Source organism: Franzmannia pantelleriensis (assembly GCF_900102875.1).
GTDB classification, from domain to species: Bacteria; Pseudomonadota; Gammaproteobacteria; order Pseudomonadales; family Halomonadaceae; genus Franzmannia; species Franzmannia pantelleriensis.
In genome coordinates this window covers 191,582-210,408 of sequence record NZ_FNGH01000004.1, presented here as the reverse complement: position 1 = coordinate 210,408, position 18,827 = coordinate 191,582, and the positions used below count along the sequence as shown (strand labels likewise).

Annotated in this window: 18 protein-coding genes and 7 tRNA genes; 9 read left to right on the top strand and 16 right to left on the bottom strand. The window is 65.0% G+C overall.

The genetic code is table 11. The annotated features are described in order from the left end of the window. Positions 1-15: 15 nt before the first annotated feature. The 3 genes from BLT16_RS06710 (at position 16) to chrA (ending at position 4,162) form a co-directional block, all read left to right on the top strand. Positions 16-2,520, top strand: a complete 2,505-nt coding sequence (locus tag BLT16_RS06710) for a heavy metal translocating P-type ATPase (protein WP_089657758.1) — start codon at positions 16-18, stop codon at positions 2,518-2,520. Then, complete coding sequence (locus tag BLT16_RS06705) at positions 2,517-2,708, top strand: hypothetical protein (protein WP_089657757.1); 192 nt, start codon at positions 2,517-2,519, stop codon at positions 2,706-2,708. Before BLT16_RS06710 ends, BLT16_RS06705 begins: the two co-directional genes overlap by 4 nt. Positions 2,709-2,788: 80 nt before the next feature. Continuing rightward, a complete protein-coding gene (gene chrA, locus BLT16_RS06700) occupies positions 2,789-4,162 on the top strand; it encodes a chromate efflux transporter (protein ID WP_089657756.1) in 1,374 nt (457 codons plus the stop codon). Here the strand turns inward: chrA and BLT16_RS06695 are convergent. From BLT16_RS06695 to BLT16_RS06640, 12 genes are all read right to left on the bottom strand, one after another. Further along, positions 4,159-4,683, bottom strand: coding sequence for a carboxymuconolactone decarboxylase family protein (locus tag BLT16_RS06695; RefSeq protein WP_089657755.1), 525 nt, complete (start codon positions 4,681-4,683; stop codon positions 4,159-4,161). The two genes, chrA and BLT16_RS06695, sit on opposite strands and share 4 nt — an antisense overlap. A 242-nt stretch (positions 4,684-4,925) precedes the next feature. Then, positions 4,926-5,013, bottom strand: a tRNA-Ser gene (locus BLT16_RS06690). 174 nt (positions 5,014-5,187) lie between these two features. Next, entirely contained in the window at positions 5,188-5,748 is a 561-nt protein-coding gene (locus BLT16_RS06685; RefSeq protein ID WP_089657754.1) for a nitroreductase family protein, read from the bottom strand. A 52-nt stretch (positions 5,749-5,800) separates the two neighbouring features. Then, positions 5,801-6,631 (bottom strand): NADPH-dependent 7-cyano-7-deazaguanine reductase QueF, encoded by an 831-nt coding sequence (gene queF / locus BLT16_RS06680; protein WP_089657753.1) that lies wholly within the window; start codon positions 6,629-6,631, stop codon positions 5,801-5,803. 2 nt (positions 6,632-6,633) lie between these two features. Beyond that, positions 6,634-7,407, bottom strand: coding sequence for an ABC transporter permease (locus BLT16_RS06675; RefSeq protein WP_089657752.1), 774 nt, complete (start codon positions 7,405-7,407; stop codon positions 6,634-6,636). Then, positions 7,404-8,369, bottom strand: coding sequence for an ABC transporter ATP-binding protein (locus BLT16_RS06670; RefSeq protein ID WP_089657751.1), 966 nt, complete (start codon positions 8,367-8,369; stop codon positions 7,404-7,406). Before BLT16_RS06670 ends, BLT16_RS06675 begins: the two co-directional genes overlap by 4 nt. 98 nt (positions 8,370-8,467) lie before the next feature. Continuing rightward, positions 8,468-8,542: transfer RNA gene (locus BLT16_RS06665), tRNA-Gly, on the bottom strand. 21 nt (positions 8,543-8,563) lie between these two features. Further along, positions 8,564-8,639: transfer RNA gene (locus BLT16_RS06660), tRNA-Glu, on the bottom strand. A gap of 37 nt (positions 8,640-8,676) precedes the next feature. After that, positions 8,677-8,751 (bottom strand) — tRNA-Gly (locus BLT16_RS06655). A 27-nt stretch (positions 8,752-8,778) separates the two neighbouring features. Continuing rightward, a tRNA-Glu gene (locus BLT16_RS06650) sits at positions 8,779-8,854 on the bottom strand. Between the two features lie 37 nt (positions 8,855-8,891). After that, positions 8,892-8,966 (bottom strand) — tRNA-Gly (locus BLT16_RS06645). A 44-nt stretch (positions 8,967-9,010) separates the two neighbouring features. Further along, positions 9,011-9,086 (bottom strand) — tRNA-Glu (locus BLT16_RS06640). A gap of 183 nt (positions 9,087-9,269) precedes the next feature. On the opposite strand from BLT16_RS06640, the gene msrB reads away from it, so the two are divergent. From msrB to htpX, 4 genes are all read left to right on the top strand, one after another. After that, complete coding sequence (msrB, locus tag BLT16_RS06635) at positions 9,270-9,671, top strand: peptide-methionine (R)-S-oxide reductase MsrB (RefSeq protein WP_089657750.1); 402 nt, start codon at positions 9,270-9,272, stop codon at positions 9,669-9,671. A gap of 87 nt (positions 9,672-9,758) precedes the next feature. Beyond that, a complete protein-coding gene (gene ylqF / locus BLT16_RS06630; protein ID WP_089657749.1) occupies positions 9,759-10,712 on the top strand; it encodes a ribosome biogenesis GTPase YlqF in 954 nt (317 codons plus the stop codon). Positions 10,713-10,758: 46 nt separating this feature from the next. Further along, positions 10,759-11,985 carry a pyridoxal phosphate-dependent aminotransferase gene (locus tag BLT16_RS06625; RefSeq protein WP_089657748.1) on the top strand — a complete coding sequence of 409 codons (1,227 nt, stop codon included), beginning with the start codon at positions 10,759-10,761 and terminating at the stop codon, positions 11,983-11,985. Positions 11,986-12,077: 92 nt separating this feature from the next. Beyond that, the gene (gene htpX, locus BLT16_RS06620; RefSeq protein WP_089657747.1) at positions 12,078-12,980 is read left to right on the top strand and encodes a protease HtpX; all 903 of its coding nucleotides are present in this window, start codon (positions 12,078-12,080) and stop codon (positions 12,978-12,980) included. Between the two features lie 81 nt (positions 12,981-13,061). On the opposite strand, the gene pdxB is transcribed toward htpX, so the two are convergent. Then, entirely contained in the window at positions 13,062-14,216 is a 1,155-nt protein-coding gene (pdxB, locus tag BLT16_RS06615) for a 4-phosphoerythronate dehydrogenase PdxB (protein WP_089657746.1), read from the bottom strand. Between the two features lie 129 nt (positions 14,217-14,345). Between pdxB and BLT16_RS06610 the strand changes: the two genes are divergently transcribed. Continuing rightward, the gene (locus tag BLT16_RS06610; RefSeq protein WP_089657745.1) at positions 14,346-14,627 is read left to right on the top strand and encodes a hypothetical protein; all 282 of its coding nucleotides are present in this window, start codon (positions 14,346-14,348) and stop codon (positions 14,625-14,627) included. A gap of 23 nt (positions 14,628-14,650) precedes the next feature. On the opposite strand, the gene BLT16_RS06605 is transcribed toward BLT16_RS06610, so the two are convergent. Together BLT16_RS06605 and rlmKL are read right to left on the bottom strand one after the other, a co-directional pair. Beyond that, on the bottom strand, positions 14,651-14,998 hold the full coding sequence (locus BLT16_RS06605) for a glutaredoxin family protein (RefSeq protein ID WP_089657744.1): 348 nt from the start codon (positions 14,996-14,998) through the stop codon (positions 14,651-14,653). After that, on the bottom strand, positions 14,995-17,223 hold the full coding sequence (gene rlmKL, locus BLT16_RS06600; protein WP_089657743.1) for a bifunctional 23S rRNA (guanine(2069)-N(7))-methyltransferase RlmK/23S rRNA (guanine(2445)-N(2))-methyltransferase RlmL: 2,229 nt from the start codon (positions 17,221-17,223) through the stop codon (positions 14,995-14,997). The genes BLT16_RS06605 and rlmKL overlap by 4 nt, the downstream gene beginning before the upstream one ends. Before the next feature lie 245 nt (positions 17,224-17,468). Between rlmKL and rmf the strand changes: the two genes are divergently transcribed. Next, positions 17,469-17,675: a ribosome modulation factor gene (gene rmf / locus BLT16_RS06595; RefSeq protein ID WP_089657848.1), complete on the top strand. Its 207-nt coding sequence runs from the start codon at positions 17,469-17,471 to the stop codon at positions 17,673-17,675. Positions 17,676-17,767: 92 nt separating this feature from the next. Here rmf and BLT16_RS06590 read toward each other — a convergent pair whose 3' ends face one another. Beyond that, positions 17,768-18,796, bottom strand: coding sequence for a quinone-dependent dihydroorotate dehydrogenase (locus BLT16_RS06590; RefSeq protein ID WP_089657742.1), 1,029 nt, complete (start codon positions 18,794-18,796; stop codon positions 17,768-17,770). Positions 18,797-18,827: the final 31 nt, after the last annotated feature.

Genomic DNA, 18,827 nt, shown 5'->3' with positions numbered 1-18,827 from the left:
CGCAGGAGGCATGCGATGACCGATACGACCACGAAGACGATTACCCTGACGGTGCCCGGCATGGGCAGTGACCACTGCGCCGGCATCGTGCGTAAGACGCTCCAGCGCCTCGATGGCGTGGGCGAGATCGAAACCAATATCGCCAACCATCGGGTCCGTGCCTCCGTGACCGCGGATGGCCCCGATGGTGAGGCACTCAAAGGCGCCGTCGAGGGCGCCGGTTATGACGTGGCCGCTGTCAGCGGCGGTAGCGCCAAGCAGCAGATTCGCCTGACGGTGCCAGGTATGGGCTCGGACCACTGTGCTGGCATCGTGCGCAAGACGCTCGAACGCCTGTCGGGCGTCGAGTCGATCGACACCAATATCGCCAATCACCGTGTCTCGGTCACCGTTACCGGCGACCTCGATGGCGACGCGCTCAAGAACGCCGTGGAAGGGGCGGGCTACGATGTCGCCGCCGTGCAGACTGACGAGGCAGAGGACGGCGACAACGACGCCGAGATCGAGGAAGCCTATCTTTCCCAGGCCCGCAAGCGGTTAATCATCGCCGCGGTGCCCACCACCCTGATCATGCTGCTGATGATGCCGCACATGTTCTGGCAGCCGATTCCCGGCTATCTGGCGATCGTGGCACTGCTGGCCTTCCCGGTGGTGTTCCTCTACGGCGGCATCGCCACCCACAGGTCGACCTGGCGCTCGCTGAAGAACGGCACCTTCAACATGGACGTGCTGATCTCCATGGGCAGCCTGCCGCCCTACCTGATCGGCCTGATTGGCTTCGTCTATCCGATGACCTCGTTCATCGAGATGGCCGCCACCATCATGACCTTCCACCTGCTGGGGCGTTACCTGGAAGCCCTGGCCAAGGGGCGCGCGTCCCAGGCCATTCGCCGCCTGCTGACCCTGGGCGCCAAGACCGCGCGGGTAGAGCGCGACGGCGAGGAGGTCGAGGTACCGGTGAAGGAGCTGGCCATCGGCGACATCATGATCGTGCGTCCCGGCGACAAGATCCCCACCGACGGCGAAGTGGTCGATGGCGAGAGCCATCTGGATGAATCCATCGCCACCGGCGAGTCGATCCCGGTCTACAAGAGCAGCGGCGACAGCGTGATCGGTGCCACCATCAACAAAGAGGGGCGCTTACGGGTCAAGGCGACCCGCGTTGGCGGCGATACCTTCTTGTCACAGGTGGTCAAACTTATCGACCAGGCCCAGGGCTCGCGGGTGCCGATTCAGGAGTTTGCCGATCGCATGACCGGTCGCTTCGTGCCGGTGGTGTTGCTGATCGCCCTGGCCAGCCTGATCGCGTGGCTGCTGCTCCCCGACCTCCTGCGGCCGATTCTCGACTGGGGTGCGACCTTCCTGCCGTGGGTGACCCCCGAGGCCGCCACCCCGGTGCTGGCGATACTCGCCGCCGTAGCGGTGCTGGTCATCGCCTGCCCCTGTGCCCTGGGCCTGGCCACGCCCACCGCACTGATGGTGGGCTCCGGCATCGGCGCCGAGCGCGGCATCCTGATCCGCTCCGGCGAGGCGATCCAGACCTTCAAGGACGTCAAGGTAATGGTCCTCGACAAGACCGGCACCATTACCCGCGGCGAGCCCGAGCTCACCGACATCGTCACCGCCGAGGGCGTCGACGAGACGCGCCTGCTGACCCTGGCGGCGAGCGTGGAGAACGCCTCGGAGCACCCCATCGCCCGGGCCATCGTGGATGGAGCCAAACAGCGCGACGTGACGCCCGGCGAGGTCAGCGAGTTCCGTTCCACCGGGGCACGCGGCGTCTCGGGCAAAGTCGGCGAGGAGACCGTGCTGATCGGCAATCGTCGACTGTTGGAAGAGGAAGGTGTGCAGGGCCTCGAGGCACTGGATGACGCCATGAGCGAGCTCGAGGGCAGGGGCCGCACCGTAGTGATCGTCGCCGCCGACGGCCAGGCGCTGGGACTGGTGGCCGTGGCCGACACCCTCAAGGAAGAGTCGATCGAGGCCATTCGCGGCATGCACGCCCTCGGCCTGCACGTGGTGATGATCACCGGCGACAACGAACGCGCTGCACGCGCCGTGGCCAAGGAGGTCGGCATCGATGAGGTCCAGGCCGGCGTACTGCCGGAAGGCAAAGTCGATGCCATTCGCGCACTTCAGGAAAAACACGGCAACCACGTGGCGATGGTCGGCGACGGCATCAACGACGCTCCTGCCCTCACCCAGGCCAACGTCGGCATCGCCATCGGCGCCGGTGCAGACGTCGCCATCGAGGCCGCCGACGTGACCCTGGTGAGCGGCGAGCTAACCGGCGTGGTAGAGGCCATGCATCTCTCCCGCGCCACCTACGGCAAGATCGTCCAGAACCTGATCTGGGCCAGCGGCTACAACATCGCGGCCATCCCCATCGCGGCCCTGGGCCTGCTGCACCCGATGATCGGTGTGATCGCCATGACCGCAAGCTCGCTGTCGGTGATCGGCAACTCGCTGCTGCTCAAGCGGCAGTTCACCCGTGAAACCCCGCAAGGAGAGGCCCAATGAACCACCTTCACCACTGGATGATGACCGCCTGCGTGGGACTGATGGCGGCGGTCATGCTGCTGCTGATGTGGCGCGCCCAGTCGCTGGGTGGCGGCGCCTGGCTGCTGCTACCCATGGCACTGTGCCTGGGGGCTCATTGGCTGCTGCATCGCCACTGCGATAAGGAACAGGACACTGGCGATCGATGACTGGACAAGCGCGGCGAGCACGTCGAGGATAGGGCCCCGTTGTAGCCTCGCTTCCTCCTGCCATCAGCCGAGAGTGTGCCATGCCGCCTGTCACCGAAACGCCCCACCAGGTTCCCTTCCGTGAGGCCGTGATGGTCTGGCTGCGCATCGCCATGCTGAGCTTCGGCGGCCCGGCTGGGCAGATCGCGGTGATGCACCGTATCCTGGTCGAGGAGAAGCAGTGGATCGGCGAGCGGCGTTTCCTGCACGCCCTCAACTACTGCATGATGCTGCCAGGACCGGAGGCCCAGCAGCTGGCGATCTACATCGGCTGGCTGATGCACCGCACCAAGGGCGGCCTGGTTGCCGGTTGCCTGTTCGTGCTGCCCGGCTTCATCGCCATCCTGGCACTCAGCTACCTCTATGCGGCGCTGGGCAACGTGGGCTTGGTGGAGGGGCTGTTCTTCGGCCTCAAGGCCGCCGTACTGGCGGTGGTGCTCAATGCCGTGGTGCGGATCGGCAAGCGGGCACTCAAGAATCGGATCATGCTGGGCCTGGCGGCGGCAGCCTTCGTGGCGATCTTCTTTTTCGACGTGGCCTTCCCATTGATCATCCTGAGTGCGGCGCTGCTGGGTTACTGGGGCGGCAAGCGCGGCATGGCCGCCTTTCAGGTCGGCGGCGGCCATGGCGATGACAATGCCCAGGGCCTCAGCGACCGCGACTCGCTGCTCGGCGAGGGGCTGCCCGCCCACGCGCGGCCCAACCCCGGCTGGTCGCTGCGCGTCTCGGCCATCTTTGTGCTGCTGTGGCTGACGCCGGTCGTGATTTTGCTGGCCACCCTGGGGAGCGAAAACGTCTTCAGCCAGATCGCCACCTTCTTCAGCAAGATGGCGGTGGTGACCTTCGGCGGCGCCTATGCCGTGCTCGGCTATGTGACCCAGGAAGCGGTCCAGAATTACGCCTGGCTGGCGCCGGGCGAGATGCTCGACGGCCTGGGCATGGCCGAGACCACCCCGGGACCACTGATCCAGGTGGTGCAGTTCGTCGGTTTCATGGGCGCCTACCGCGAGGCCATCGGGCTCGACCCCATGCTGGCGGCGACCCTGGCAGCAGTGCTCACCACCTGGGTCACCTTCGTGCCCTGCTTCCTGTGGATCTTCCTGGGGGCGCCCTACGTGGAGCGCCTGCGCGACAACCGCGCCCTCAGCGCCGCCCTGTCGGCCATCACCGCGGCGGTGGTCGGCGTCATCCTCAACCTGGCGATCTGGTTCGGGCTCCACGTGATCTTTGCCGAGGTCGAAGAGTGGCACGCCCTGGGGGCTCGCCTGCTGATCCCGGACCTGACCTCGCTGGAACCGCTTGCCCTGCTGCTGTCTGCCGCGGCGATGCTTGCCATCTTCCGCTTCAAGGTAGGCATGCTCACGGTATTGGGCAGCTGTGCGCTACTCGGGGTTCTGTTTTCCTTGGTGTTCTAGGGCAGTCTCATCTCGAATGCATTGAGCGTCATGGCCACCAGTGAGTAATAGCCGATGATGCCCACCACCTCGACCAGCGTTTGCGTGCCCAGCGCCTGCCGGGCTGCCTCGAACGTCGCATCGTCGATGCGATTGTCGGCCAATAGCTGTCGCGTCAGCGTCTGCAGCATGGCCAGCCGAGGTGGTTCAAGGTCAGCCCAGCCGCCCTCCCGAAGCGTCACCACCGCCTGTTCCGCGAGCCCTGCTTGTATCGCGATAGGCTCATGGATCTGCTGCTCGCCGACACATCGGAAATGTGCGGCAACGATCAGGATCAGCAGCTCGCTTTCGAGGGTGGTCAACCGAGTGCCATAGCGGCAGAAGGCGCCCAGCTGCTGGGCAGGCCCCGCCAGGCCGGGGCTATGCAGCCAGGCCAGGAAGGGCCCGTCGGCGTTGCCCCGCGTTGCGAGAATCGATTCGTGAATGGCCCGCTGCTGCGGACTCATGGCATCCGCCGAGGGGAGTTCGATCCTTGACTGCATGTGAATACTCCAGCGTTGCGACACGTCTTGTTCTACTGGCGGATGAACAACCTGGCGAGAGATCTCGGCTAGCCAGTATCCCGGCCATGGTCATTGGCACAGCCATGAAGAGTAGCAGTTGGCGATGTTGGGAGCTTGTCGACGCGCACCCCGTAAGGAAGATCAGACTTTCACGCTGACCGTGGGGTAGTTAGGAAGCTAAAACAGAAAACCAGCCGTAACAGGCTGGTTTCTTGAAGAAGTGGCGGAGGGGGAGGGATTCGAACCCTCGAAGCCTTTCGACTTACACACTTTCCAGGCGTGCTCCTTCGACCACTCGGACACCCCTCCGCATTGTGGCTCTGCGCCTGGCGGCATATGACTGCCTGCTGCCGGTGCGTCAGAACGGCGCATACTGTAACGAGCCAAACCCGTGATTGCAAGCGGTTTTCCCCGCACTCCTGCCGTGCTGGCACCGGTCCAGGCCGCCTCAGGCGACGTCCTGATACCCCCGTTGCCAGTGGTTCAGCTCCAGCGCTCGACGAAGTCGGCCGGGTCGCGCTCGGGAATCGGCTTATGGCGCCCGGCCAGTTGGCCGAGGTAGAGAAAGCCGACGATCTCGTCGTGCTCACCCAGGCCAAGCCCCTTGCGCACGGTGCTGTTGAAGGCGTAGTGGCCGCTGCGCCACATGGCGCCGAGGCCCAGCGCATGGGCGGCCAATATGATGCCGTGGGCAGCACAGCCGGCGGAGATCACCTGCTCCACCGGCGGTACCTTGGGCAGGTCTGGGGTGACCTTGGCGATCACCGCGATCACCATTGGCGCCCGATGCGGCTTCTTGCGCGCGGCGTTGAGGGTGTCATCGCCACTGTGCGGGTCATCGCGGTACTCGGCCTCGGCAAACAACTCCCCCAGCCGGTCGAGGCCCTTGCCGGAGAACTCGATGAAACGCCACGGCGTCAGTTCCTTGTGATCCGGGGCGCGCAGCGCGGCGCGATACAGCGCCTCGCGCTGGGCGGCGTCAGGGGGCGGGCCCATCAGCTTGCCCATGGAACTGCGCTCGTGAAGCAGCGTCATGGCATCCATCCGGCGTCTCCTTGTGGTGGTTGAGCAAATGACGACAGCTTACCGCAGCGCCTCACTGCCGAGCCAGACGCAGCGGCTCGGGCGGGCGCTCTCCCGGAGTTGCACGCCAAGGCGAGATATCGAGTCCACCACGGCGCACGTAGCGCGCCAGCACCAGCAGCCGCTCGGGACACGCCTGGGCCATCAGGTCCATGAAGATATGTTCGACGCAGTGCTCGTGGAAGTCCTGATGCTGGCGATAGCCGATCAGGTAGCGCAGAAGCCCTTCGCGGTCGAGCCTGGGCCCGCGATAGCGGATCAGCACGCTGCCCCAGTCGGGTTGCCCGGTGACCGGGCAGTTGGACTTGAGCAGGTGCGAGTGCAGCGTCTCCTCGACGATCTCCTCCCCTACCCTCAGATGGGCGGCACTGGGGGTGTAGTCGTCGATCTCGATGTCCAGACCATCCAGGCATTCGCCGGGCAGCGGGCGGGGAGTGAGCGCCTCATCCTCGACGCCTAGCAGCGCCACGCCCACCGGCGTCCCGGCCGCGGCACTCAGATCGCACTCGAGGGTCGCCATCACCTCCTCGCGGCTAGCGAAGCGGGTCTGGTTGAAGCTGTTCAGGTAGAGCTTCCAGGACTTGGACTCGATCAGGTTCGGCGAGTCCGCTGGCAGCCGAAAGCGCGCCACCGCCACCAGTGGCTTGCCTCGGGCATTCAGCCAGGAAACCTCGAAGGCGTGCCACTCATCCTCGCCGACGAACGGCAAGGCGCCCTCCTCGATCCCCAGCGGCGCACGATTGGCCGCGCGGGGGATGGGATAAAGCAACGCGGCGTCATACTGCTCCGGATAGGCGGACTCGCGTCCCAGCGGCGCGTTGGCGAGGGTCTCGGGTCGTTGCATGGTCAGCTCCTGATGCCTTTGCCGCGATCCAGCATCCACAGCGCGATGCCGAACAGCACCACGATAAACGCCACGATAGCGCTCAGCGCCCAGACCACCGGGATGTCCGAGACGCCCAGGAAGCCGTAGCGGAACACATTGACCATATACAGAATCGGGTTGAGCATCGACACGCCCTGCCATAGCGCCGGCAGCATCGAGATCGAATAGAACACCCCGCCCAGATAGGTCAGCGGCGTGAGAATGAAGGTCGGCACGATCGAGATGTCATCGAACTTGTCGGCCAGCAGCGCGTTGATGAAACCACCGATGGAGAACAGCGCCGAGGTCAGCACCACCACGAAGATGGTCAGCAGCGGATGGACCATGCTGATGCGCGTGAAGAACAGCGACACGATGGTCACGATCAATCCTACCCCCAGCCCACGGGCCATGCCGCCCAATACGAAGCCGGCGAGGATCACCCAGTTGGGCATCGGCGAGACCATCATCTCCTCGATGGAGCGCTGGAACTTGTTGGAGAAGAAGGATGACGCGACGTTGGAGTAGCTGTTGGTGATCACCGCCATCATGATCAGCCCAGGGACAATGAAGTCCATGTAGCTGAAGCCATCCATGTCGCCGATCCGCGAGCCGATCAGGTTGCCGAAGATGATGAAGTACATGGTCATGGTAATCGACGGCGGCAGCAGGGTCTGCGGCCAGATCCGCATGAAGCGCTTGATCTCCTTGTGCACCAGGGTCCATAACGCGATGGCGATCTGTGTCGGGCTCATGGGCGCGCCTCCGCCGCGGCAGCGGCTCGCGCAAGGTCGGCATTGCCCTGCTCGACCATGGTCACGAACATCTCCTCCAAGCGATTGGCGCGGTTGCGCATCGACACCACCTCGATGCCCTGTTCGCCGAGGGCGGCGAAGATATCGTTGAGTCGCTGCCCGCGGTGCACCATGACCGCGAGCTGGGCACCGTCGATCTGCTGCACCTCGAAGCCCTCGATCTGCGGCACGGCCTCCAGTGGGGCGGCCAGGTCGAACAGGAAGGTCTCGGTGTCGAGCTCGGTGAGCAGTGCCCTGACGCTGGTGTTCCGAATGATCTCGCCGTGGTTGATGATCGCCACGTTGCGACACAGGCTCTCGGCTTCCTCGAGGTAGTGGGTGGTGAGAATGATGGTGGTGCCCTCCTCGCGGTTGATGCGGCGCAGGTACTCCCACATGCTGCGGCGCAGCTCTATATCCACCCCGGCGGTAGGCTCGTCGAGAATCAGCAGCTTGGGCCGATGCATCAGCGCGCGGGCGATCATCAGCCGGCGCTTCATGCCGCCGGAGAGCATCCGCGCGCTGCCGTCGCGCTTGTCCCACAGGCCGAGGTCGCCGAGCAGGCGCTTGGCGCGCGGCAAGGCCTCGCTGCGCGACATGCCGTAGTAGCCGGCCTGGGCCAGCACGATATCGATGACCTTCTCGAACTGGTTGAAGTTGAATTCCTGGGGCACCACGCCGAGATGATACTTGGCGCGGGCGAAATCGCGGTCGGTATCGATGCCGAAGATCGAGATCTGGCCGGCGCTCTTCTGCACCAGCGAGCAGACCACGCCCAGGGTAGTGGACTTGCCGGCCCCATTGGGCCCCAGCAGCGCGAAGAAGTCGCCTTGCTGCACATCGAGATCGATGCCCTTGAGGGCGTGAAAACCGTTGCCGTAGACCTTGGTCAGTCCACGGATGGACAGCGCCGGAGTGGCCATCGGAATCTCCCGGGAGATGGGTGAATCATTAGGCAGCTAAAAATATGGGCGATCGCCGAGAATTCAAGGCCTCGGAGAGTCGTAGAGAAGGGCGTTCTTGGAGCGGGAAAGGAGATTCGAACTCCCGACCCTCGCCTTGGCAAGGCGATGCTCTACCGCTGAGCTATTCCCGCATAACGAAGTGAGGTGCGATGTGGCGTCCCATAGGGGGTTCGAACCCCTGTTACCGCCGTGAAAGGGCGGTGTCCTGGACCACTAGACGAATGGGACGCTGAGGTGTCGCTAGGCCCATCTACTCGGAGGCAGATGGAGCGGGAAAGGAGATTCGAACTCCCGACCCTCGCCTTGGCAAGGCGATGCTCTACCGCTGAGCTATTCCCGCTTGTATCGCAACCTACCGATGATCGAGTGGCGTCCCATAGGGGGTTCGAACCCCTGTTACCGCCGTGAAAGGGCGGTGTCCTGGACCACTAGACGAATGGGACGCTGAGGTGTCGCTAGGCCCATCTACCCGGGGGAAGATGGAGCGGGAAACGAGATTCGAACTCGCGACCCCAACCTTGGCAAGGTTGTGCTCTACCACTGAGCTATTCCCGCGCTGTCTCTGCACTACCGATCATCCAGCACCTGACGAGAGGAAGTGGCGTCCCATAGGGGGTTCGAACCCCTGTTACCGCCGTGAAAGGGCGGTGTCCTGGACCACTAGACGAATGGGACGCGGCGTTCCCTCATCGAGGTGGCGCGTATGTTACTGAGCGCCCAAGTGACTGTCAAGCGACTGGCCAAAGGGGATTTTCCCGACCAGCCAGCTACGCTGATAATAGCCGTGTCGGGGCTAGTCAGGCACCCCCCGAGCGGTGTTTGATGACCATGGATACACCCGCAGCGAGAGAGACCGCCATGCGCAACAAAGTCGAGAAAAGCGACGCCGAGTGGCGTGCCCAACTCACCCCCGAGCAGTATCGCGTCACCCGCGAAAAAGGCACCGAGCGGCCGTTCAGCGGCGACTATCAGGTCAGCAACGCCCATGGTATCTACCACTGCGTCTGCTGTCAGGCGGCGCTGTTCGAGAACGAGCACAAGTTCGATGCCGGCTGTGGCTGGCCTAGCTTCGACCGCCCCCTGGGGGTCCATGCCGTCGAGGAGCACGTCGACGACTCCCACGGCATGCAGCGCACCGAGGTGGTCTGCGCCCACTGCAACGCCCACCTCGGCCATGTGTTCCCCGATGGCCCACCCGAGACCACCGGCCTGCGCTACTGCATCAACTCGGTGGCACTGAGCTTCCACGACGGCGAATAAGCGAGCCCTGGGCCGGCGCTTGCCGGCCCACGTCCGCGTCACGCTCTGCTAGAATGATCGCCTTTTGCACGCGGATGGAGAGTGGCCATGCTCGGCTGGTTCCCGGGACACATGAACAAGGCGCGCCGCCAGATCAAGGAGGCGCTGCCGGAGATCGACGTGGTGCTCGAGGTGCTCGACGCCCGCCTGCCCTACTCCAGCGCCAACCCGATGCTCGCCGAGCTCACCGAACACAAGCCGGTGCTCAAGATCCTGTCGCGGGCCGACCTCGCCGATCCGGCGCGCACCGCCGAGTGGGTCGCCCACTTCGACGCCCAGCCCGACACCCGCGCCCTGGCGGTGACCACTACCAACGCCCGCGAGCTCAAGCGCATTCCCAAGCTGTGCCACGAGCTGGCCGGCCACATCCGCGCCGACCGCGATGTGCGGGTGATGGTGATGGGCATTCCCAACGTGGGTAAATCGACCTTGATCAACGGCCTGGCCGGCCGCAAGATCGCCAAGACCGGCAACGAGCCGGCGGTGACCAAACGCCAGCAGAAGGTGCGCATCGATGGCCGGGTGGCGCTGATCGACACCCCCGGCGTGCTGTGGCCGAAGATCGAGGACCAGGCCAGCGCCTACCGCCTGGCGGCCAGCGGCGCGATCCGCGATACCGCCATCGACTACCTCGATGTGGCGGTGATCACCGCTGCAGAGCTGGCCAAGCGCTATCCTGAGGCCCTCACCGCGCGCTATAAGCTCAAGGAGCTGCCCGCCTATACCGCCAATCCCGAGGCGGCGCGGGTCGAGGCCGACGGCCCGGCGCGCCCCGACTTCCTGGCCCTTGCCGGCTTCGATGGCACCGCCATCGTCGCCGAGATCGCCGCCAGGCGTGGCGGCCTGCGCCCCGGCGGCGAGGTCGACCTACACCGCGGCGCCGAGGTGCTGCTGCATGAGCTACGCGACGGCAAGCTCGGGCCGGTGACCCTAGAAACGCCGGCGGATATTCCCGCGCCGGCGGCCGAGGGCGACATCCCGGATATCACCGACACCCCATAAGACGCCCCTCGAGGGCTCCACTACTGGACGCACTTTCGGACACGACATGGACACCCCGATCAGGAAATCGCACAAGCTATACAACGTCTGCTACGACATCCGCGGCCCGGTGCTCGACCACGCCAAGCGCCTGGAAGAGGAAGGTCAGCGCATCCTCAAGCTGAATATCGGCAATCCCGCGCCTTTCGGCTTCGAGGCGCCCGAGGAGATCCTTCAGGACGTGATGCGCAACCTGTCCACCGCTCAGGGCTATTGCGATTCCAAGGGGCTCTATTCGGCGCGCAAGGCGATCATGCAGGAGTGCCAGCGCAAGCAGATCCCCGGCGTCGGCATCGAGGACATCTATGTCGGCAACGGCGTCTCGGAGTTGATCGTGATGGCCATGCAGGCGCTGCTCAACGACGGCGACGAGGTGCTGATCCCGGCCCCCGACTACCCGCTGTGGACCGCCGCCGCCAATCTCTCCGGCGGTCGCCCGGTGCACTATCTATGCGACGAACAGGCCGACTGGGCCCCGGATATGGCCGACATTCGCGCCAAGGTCACCAGTCACACCCGCGCCATCGTGCTGATCAACCCTAACAACCCCACCGGCGCGGTCTATCCCCCGGCGGTGGTCAGCGAACTGCTCGATATCGCCCGCGAGCACGACCTGGTGGTGTTCTCCGACGAGATTTACGACAAGATCCTCTACGACGACGTCGAGCATGTCTCCACCGGCGCCCTGGCCAGCGAGGATCAGCTGGTGGTGACCATGAACGGGCTCTCCAAGAGCTACCGCTGCGCCGGCTTCCGCTCCGGCTGGATGATCCTCTCCGGCAGCGTCGCCAAGCAGCGCGCCGCCGATTACATCCAGGGCCTGACCATGCTCGCCTCGATGCGCCTGTGCGCCAATGTGCCGGCCCAGCACGCTATCCAGACCGCACTGGGCGGCTACCAGTCGATCAACGACCTGATCCTGCCCGGCGGACGGCTGCGCGCCCAGCGCGATATCACCGTGGAAAAGCTCAACGCCATTCCCGGGGTCTCCTGCACCACGCCCAAGGGCGCGCTCTACGCCTTCCCGCGGCTCGACCCCAAGGTGTTCAATATCCACGACGACCAGCAGCTGGTGCTCGACCTGCTGCTGCAGGAGAAGATCCTGCTGGTGCAGGGTACCGCCTTCAACTGGCCGGAACCGGATCACGTACGCATCGTCACCCTGCCCTGGGCCGAGCAGCTCGACGATGCGCTGGAGCGCTTCGGCAACTTCCTGTCGCGCTATCGTCAATGAAGCATAAAACGCCAGCGGCGCTTGAAACCCAAGCCCGCTGACCGTATCTAATCCACAGCTAATTTGTCGTTTCTTGCCGGAGACCGCGTAACATGATGAGAATCCTGCTTTTCCTGGCCACCAACCTAGGTGTGATCCTGGTCGCCAGCATCACCCTCAGGCTGCTCGGGGTTGAGCCCTACCTCAACGCCCAAGGCCTGAACATGAACTCGCTGCTGATCTTCTGCTTCATCTTCGGCATGGCCGGCTCGATGATCTCGCTGTTCATCTCCAAGTGGATGGCCAAGCGCAGCACCGGCACGGTGGTCATCGAGCAGCCGTCGAACAGCACCGAGAAGTGGCTACTCGACACCGTCGCCGAGCTGTCCCGGGAGGCGGGCATCAAGACGCCGGAAGTCGGCATCTTCCCGGCCCAGCAGTCCAATGCCTTCGCCACCGGCTGGAACAGGAACGACGCCCTGGTGGCGGTTTCCGCCGGCCTGCTCAACCGCATGCGTCCGGAGGAAGTGCGCGCGGTGCTGGCCCACGAGATCGGCCACGTGGCCAACGGCGACATGGTCACCCTGGCGCTGATCCAGGGGGTAGTGAACACCTTCGTGATGTTCTTCGCGCGCGTCGTCGCCCACCTGGTGGACAGCTTCCTGAAGAGCCGCACCGACGGTGCCGGACTGGGCTTCATGGGCTACTTTGCGGTGGTGATCGTGGCCGAGATCGTGTTCGGCATCGTCGCCTCGGCGATCGTCGCCTGGTTCTCACGCTTCCGCGAATACCGCGCCGACGCCGCCGGCGCCCAACTGGCCGGCTCCGGTGCGATGATCAACGCCCTGGCCCGCCTCAAGGCCGAGACCGAGCTTCCCGACCAGATGCCGGACACGCTGCGCGCCATGGCCATCACCAAGGGCCAGACCAAGTCACTGATGGAGCGCATGTTTGCCAGCCACCCGCCGTTGGATGACCGTATCCGCGCCCTCAAGGAGGCGGCCTACAGGCAGTAAGTCGCCTGTCATCTGGCCTTGCTGACACGCAGACGGGCTCACCTCAGGGTGAGCCCGTCTGCGTCGTGGCGACCGTGCGCCCTAGTTGACCCGAAAGCCCGCCGCCACGAGCAGCGGCGCCAGCGACCGACCGTCCATTCCCATTGCCACCTCCAGAGTGGAGAATTCACGGCGCAGCGGATAGTCGGCTCGCCAGGCATCGAAACCACGCGCCATGCCCTGCTCAATCGCCATGCGCGCAAGGCCATCATGGTCGCGGCGCACATCATAGACGGCGCGCATGCACAGCCGCAGCGCGTCCCAGGGCGGCAACCCCCTGCCCAGCTCCAGGCGTGACAGCGGGGGCGGTGGCGCCAGGTCGTCCAAGCTCAGCCTCACTGGCAGCTCAAAACAGCGCATTGCCGCGGCATAGATCTGCTGGGTGCCGCGCAGCTTGCCATCGAGGCTGTACCCTGCGATATGCGGCGTGGCGATATCCACAAGCCGCCGCAGCCCCTCATCAATGGCCGGCTCCCCTTCCCAGACGTCGAGCACGCAACGCAGGTCGCCCGACATGGCCAGCCGCTGCCGCAGCGCAGTGCCATCCAGACAGTCGCCGCGGCCGGCATTGAGCAGCCAGGTCCCCGGCGCCAGCGCATCTATGCGCTCGGCATCCAGCAGGTGATGGGTGGCATGCGGGCCGCCACACACCAATGGAGTATGCAGGCAGAGCACGTCGGCCCACTGGCAGAGCTCGTCCAGCCCGTAGAAGCGCTCGCCCGGCTCGGCCTCGGCGCGCGGCGGATCACAGCGCCGGCAGTCGAGCCCCAGCGCCATCAGCCGCCGATAGAGCCGTTCGCCGACGTTGCCGGCACCGACGATCCCGACCCGACGCTGGTCGATGGACGTCCCCTCGCGCTCGGCAAGCAGCGCGAGACTCGACACGACGTAGTCGACCACCGCTTCGGCGTTACAGCCCGGGGCACTGGAAAAGTCGACCCCGCGCTCGGACAGGGCGGCTTGATCGATATGATCGGTACCGATGGTACAGGTACCGACGAAACGCAGCCGCGCCCCGGCCCGTTCGGCGGCCTCGAGCAGTGCCGCATCGACCCGCGTGATGGAGCGCACGATCAATGCCTCGGCGCCGGCCAGCGACGCGCCGTCGATCTCGCGGCCGGGCACCGCAACGACTTCGCCAAGCTCTCCGAAGCAGCGCTCGGCGGCGGGAATATTGGCATCAACGATGACGCGCATGCGGGCCTCTCACTTGACCGATTAACGTACCGCCACAGCGCTATGGCGATGACGATGGCGCCGTTACAATAGCATGCTCATCACCACCGAGCGCCCACCCACGCTCGTCAACCACCTGCAGGAGCCTCGATGATCGTCCGTTGGGAGAGTGAGCATGACTATGTGCTGGTGCATATCCATCAGGACATGTTCGGCGACTGGATCTTCAGCCGCGCCTGGGGGCAGATCGGCACCCAGTTCGGCGGGCTCAAGCACCAGTTGGCCGATGACTATACGCAGGCAGTGATGTGGCTCGAGGACATCGGCCATATCCAGGCCTCGCGCGGCTTTTGCAAGGTGCTAGAGGTACAGGACGACACCCCCGAGGGGCGCGACGCCGTGCGTCAGCTGTCGCTGCTGGAGGCGCTGTAAATGCCCAGCGCTTCACGGAGGGCCTAACCCAGATAGCGTCGCCCACCGCGCATCACGGCGCCTTTCACTTCAGCGGCCGGTGGCTCGCCGTCCAGGCGCCGCTGCAGGGCCTTCCAGGCGCCAACGTCCAGCCAGCCGCGAGCGTCCAGCCAGGCAGCCAGCCGTGCCGGGTCGAAGCCGCGATCGAGCTCCTTACCCGCTTCATCGGCGAGTACCGGAATCCGCACGCCGTAGCGCGCCATCAGCGCATCGTCCTCGCTGATTTCAATATGCTCCAACGTCACCGACCCGCTACTCAGCTCGTTGAGTAGCGCCTCGAGCTGGCTGCACAGGTGGCAGCCCAGGGTGGTGTAGAGTCGCAGCCGGATCATGCGGCCTCCCGATGGCGGATCAAGAAGACGTGGTGAATATCCGGGCGGCGCGCGAAGTCCGGATCGAAGGTCTTGGCGGAGATATCGTCTACCGCATATTGCGCAGCGAGGTCGGCATCGAGGACGAACTTGCGCTGGTTGTTGGAGAACACCAGCGTGCCCCCCGGCGCCAGCCGCGCCATGGCCAAGCGTACCAGGCGGCCGTGGTCGCGCTGGATATCCAGGGTCGCGGCCATTTTCTTGGAGTTGGAGAAGGTCGGCGGGTCCATGAAGATCAGATCGAACTCGCTGCCGGCGGTCTCCAGCCAGCGCAGGCAGTCGTCGCGCACCACCCGGTGGCGGCTAGGATCGAGGCGGTTGAGGGCGAAGTTGTCCCGCGCCCATTCCAGGTAGGTATTCGACAGATCGACGCTGACGCTGTCGCTGGCGCCGCCCTGCTGCTCGCTGCCCAGGGCAGCGTGAACGGTCGCCGTGGCGGTATAGCAGAACAGGTTCAGAAAGCGCGTGCCGGGAGCCAGCTCGGCGAGCAGCCGCCGCACCGGGCGGTGGTCAAGAAACAGTCCGGTATCCAGGTAATCGCGCAGGTTGACCCATAGCCGCGCGCGCCCCTCGCGCACCTCGAAGCGCTCGCCGCTGGCCGCCTGCTTCTGGTACTGGGCGCGCCCGCTCTGGCGCTCGCGCTGCTTGACGTAGACGTGCTCGGGGCGCACTCCGAGCACGTCGGGAATCACCTGCAGGGCGTCGTGCAAAAGGCGCTGGGCCTGGGCGGCATTGACCGACTTGGGCGGCGCATACTCCTGCACGTGCACCCGCTCGCCATAGAGGTCGATGGCCAGGGCATACTCCGGCATATCGGCGTCGTAGAGCCGGTAGCAGGGCTCTCCACGCTGCTTGAGCCACTTCTTCAAGCGCTTGCGATTCTTCTCCAGGCGATTGGCGAACATCTGCGCGCCCTCGCTGCGCCGTGGCGCGCTGCCGGCCTCGCGGTGGGCGATCTCTTGTGCTTGAGCGTCTGCTTGTGGCGCCTGGCCATCGGCTTCCGGCAGCGGCATCAGCAGCAGCTTGCAGTCCAGCGGGCCGTTCTTGAAGGCGTACTGCTTGACGGCGCGCAGCCCGGTACGGTGGCCGAGGTCCGGATTGCCGGTGAACAGCGCCAGGGTCCAGCCCGGGAAGGCATGGCGGCTGCGCTCGCCGATGGCGGCATACAGCGGCACCAGCTCGGGCAGCTCGCCGATGCGCTCGCCGTAGGGCGGGTTGGTGATGATCAACCCCGGGGTCTCGGCAGGCAACGTTGCAGGGCGCTTCAACTGGTTGACCGAACCACCGCTGAAGGTGATCAGTGCCGGAATCCCGGCACGCATGGCATTGGCCTTAGCCGCAGCGATGGCCTGTGGGCTCTGGTCGAAGCCGAACAGCGTACTCTTGCAGCGTTTGCGACCGATGCTGGCGCGGGCCTCGGCCTCGCGTTTGAGTTCGGCCCACAGCGCCGCGTCGTGGCCGGCCCAGCCGTGAAAACCAAAGCGCACCCGTGCCAGCCCCGGCGCCACATCGGCGGCGATCAGCGCCGCCTCGACGACCAGGGTGCCCGAGCCGCACAGCGGATCGACCAGCGCCTCGCCGGCCTTGGCCTTTGCCGGCCAACCGACGCGCATCAGTAGCGCCGCGGCGAGGTTCTCCTTGAGCGGTGCATGCCCCAGCTCACGACGGTAGCCGCGCTTGTGCAGGCTATCGCCGGCCAGGTCGATGCCCAGCGTCAAACGGCCGCGGTGCAGGTGAGCATAGAGCCGCAGATCCGGCGCCTTGGGGTCGATGTCCGGGCGACCCTGCCCGGCGGCAAGCAGCGCCTCGACCACGCCATCCTTGACCGTCTGGGCGCCGAAGCGGGTATGCCGGATATGCGCCGACTGGCCGTGAAAATCCACCGCCAGGGTCGTACCCGGCCGCCAATGCTGCGCCCAAGGCAGTGCCGCGGTGCAGGCCTTCAGCTGCTCGGGCTGCTCGATGCCCTCCTCTCGGGCCAGGCACAGCACCACCCGATTGGCCAGTCGCGACCACAGGCAGAGCCGATAGGCCACCTCGAGGGAGCCGCTGACATGCACGCCGGCCACCGTCGTCTTGTCGATTTGCGCACCCAATGCGCTGAGCTCATCCGCCAACAGTCCCTCGATACCCCACGGACATGTCACGAAAAGACGATGATTATCAGTCGGTTGTGTATCAGTCATAAAAAAGTGCCACAGCCCTGCTGTTGGTCATATTCCTGTAGTGTCGATTTGATAATGGCCTTATGCCAAATCGCCGCTCGACAAAGCCCCGCATCATGAACTAGATGTAAAAGGGTAGCTACTGAAAACGCATGCGTTTCTTGTCCATGGACGCCATTGGCAATGGCGTGTGGCGGGTCGGCTCGACCCACCGCACCGTCAACATTTGTCCCGAAAAAACCTGGTTCTTCACAAGAGGCCATCCGATGAAACGACAGAAACGTGATCGCTTCCAGCGTGCCTATGTTCACGGGTACAAAGCGGGCATTACCGGCCGCTCCCGTGATGACTGTCCCAGTCAGGATGTAAATCTTCGCGAATACTGGATGAGCGGTTGGCGTGAAGGTCGTGGGGATCAATGGTCCGGTATGACAGGTGTCTCCGGCATTCACAAGAACCCCATGGTGATATGACACCACTGTTTTCATCGTCTAATGCCCTACGCATGCGATGAATCTTTCAAGGCCCGCCTCACCAGCGGGCCTTTCTGTTGCCTACCTGCCAGCTACCCCTCCGAGTGCCCCGCATCGCGCAATGCCCGTGCGCACTCGCCGACCAGCACCGGCCCGCGGTAGATGAAGCCCGAGTAAAGCTGCACCAGGTCGGCACCGGCCTCGACCTTGGCGCTGGCCGCCTCGCCGCTGTCGATGCCCCCGACACCGATAATTGGCATGCTCGGCAGCTCGCGGCGCAGTTCACCGATCACCCGGTTGGAGGCCTCGAATACCGGCTTGCCCGACAGCCCGCCCTGCTCCTCGCCGTGTGGCAGCCCCGAGACCGCCTCGCGGGCCACCGTGGTATTGGTGGCAATCACTGCGTCGATTTCACTGCGGGTCAGCGAAGCGGCCACCAGTCCGACTTCCTCGCTGCTCATGTCCGGGGCGATCTTTACCGCCAGCGGGACGCGTCTACCGCTTCGTTGGTCCAGTTGCGTCGCCTCCTCGCGCAGCCGGCCCAACAGGGCATCGAGGTGCTCGCCGAACTGCAGGTTGCGTAGCCCGGGAGTATTGGGCGACGAGATATTGACGGCGATGTAGTGGGCGTGGGCGTGTACCTTGCGCAGGCAAGTCAGATAGTCGTCCACCGCTTGCTCCACCGGTGTGGTGAGATTCTTGCCGATGTTGATGCCAATCACCCCCGGGTAGCGGCTGGCCTTGACCTTCGCCACCAGGTGGTCGACGCCGGCATTGTTGAACCCCATGCGGTTGATGATGGCGCCGGCCTCGGGCAGGCGAAACAGTCGCGGTTTGGGGTTACCGTCCTGGGGCTTGGGCGTCACGGTGCCAACTTCGACGAACCCGAAACCGAGTGCGCCCAGCGCATCGAGGTGGTCGGCGTTCTTGTCGAGCCCGGCGGCCAGGCCGACTCGATTGGGGAAACGCAGCCCCATCAGCTCCACCGGATCCGCTACCCGGGCACCGCCGACATAGCGTGCCAGGCCCAGGCGGTTGGCCAGATCGAGCCCTTTGAGGGTCACGCCATGGGCGGCTTCCGGATCGAGTCGGAACAGCAGCGAGCGGGCAAGCGAATACATGAGATTCCTCGGGGCGAATGGGCGACGGGCG

Bases quoted from the DNA above. Each gene is read 5' to 3' on its own strand.
- BLT16_RS06710 (WP_089657758.1), top strand. From the start codon at position 16: ATGACCGATACGACCACGAAGACGATTACCCTGACGGTGCCCGGCATG.
- BLT16_RS06705 (WP_089657757.1), top strand. From the start codon at position 2,517: ATGAACCACCTTCACCACTGGATGATGACCGCCTGCGTGGGACTGATG.
- chrA (WP_089657756.1), top strand. From the start codon at position 2,789: ATGCCGCCTGTCACCGAAACGCCCCACCAGGTTCCCTTCCGTGAGGCC.
- BLT16_RS06695 (WP_089657755.1), bottom strand. From the start codon at position 4,683: ATGCAGTCAAGGATCGAACTCCCCTCGGCGGATGCCATGAGTCCGCAG.
- BLT16_RS06685 (WP_089657754.1), bottom strand. From the start codon at position 5,748: ATGGATGCCATGACGCTGCTTCACGAGCGCAGTTCCATGGGCAAGCTG.
- queF (WP_089657753.1), bottom strand. From the start codon at position 6,631: ATGCAACGACCCGAGACCCTCGCCAACGCGCCGCTGGGACGCGAGTCC.
- BLT16_RS06675 (WP_089657752.1), bottom strand. From the start codon at position 7,407: ATGAGCCCGACACAGATCGCCATCGCGTTATGGACCCTGGTGCACAAG.
- BLT16_RS06670 (WP_089657751.1), bottom strand. From the start codon at position 8,369: ATGGCCACTCCGGCGCTGTCCATCCGTGGACTGACCAAGGTCTACGGC.
- msrB (WP_089657750.1), top strand. From the start codon at position 9,270: ATGCGCAACAAAGTCGAGAAAAGCGACGCCGAGTGGCGTGCCCAACTC.
- ylqF (WP_089657749.1), top strand. From the start codon at position 9,759: ATGCTCGGCTGGTTCCCGGGACACATGAACAAGGCGCGCCGCCAGATC.
- BLT16_RS06625 (WP_089657748.1), top strand. From the start codon at position 10,759: ATGGACACCCCGATCAGGAAATCGCACAAGCTATACAACGTCTGCTAC.
- htpX (WP_089657747.1), top strand. From the start codon at position 12,078: ATGATGAGAATCCTGCTTTTCCTGGCCACCAACCTAGGTGTGATCCTG.
- pdxB (WP_089657746.1), bottom strand. From the start codon at position 14,216: ATGCGCGTCATCGTTGATGCCAATATTCCCGCCGCCGAGCGCTGCTTC.
- BLT16_RS06610 (WP_089657745.1), top strand. From the start codon at position 14,346: ATGATCGTCCGTTGGGAGAGTGAGCATGACTATGTGCTGGTGCATATC.
- BLT16_RS06605 (WP_089657744.1), bottom strand. From the start codon at position 14,998: ATGATCCGGCTGCGACTCTACACCACCCTGGGCTGCCACCTGTGCAGC.
- rlmKL (WP_089657743.1), bottom strand. From the start codon at position 17,223: ATGACTGATACACAACCGACTGATAATCATCGTCTTTTCGTGACATGT.
- rmf (WP_089657848.1), top strand. From the start codon at position 17,469: ATGAAACGACAGAAACGTGATCGCTTCCAGCGTGCCTATGTTCACGGG.
- BLT16_RS06590 (WP_089657742.1), bottom strand. From the start codon at position 18,796: ATGTATTCGCTTGCCCGCTCGCTGCTGTTCCGACTCGATCCGGAAGCC.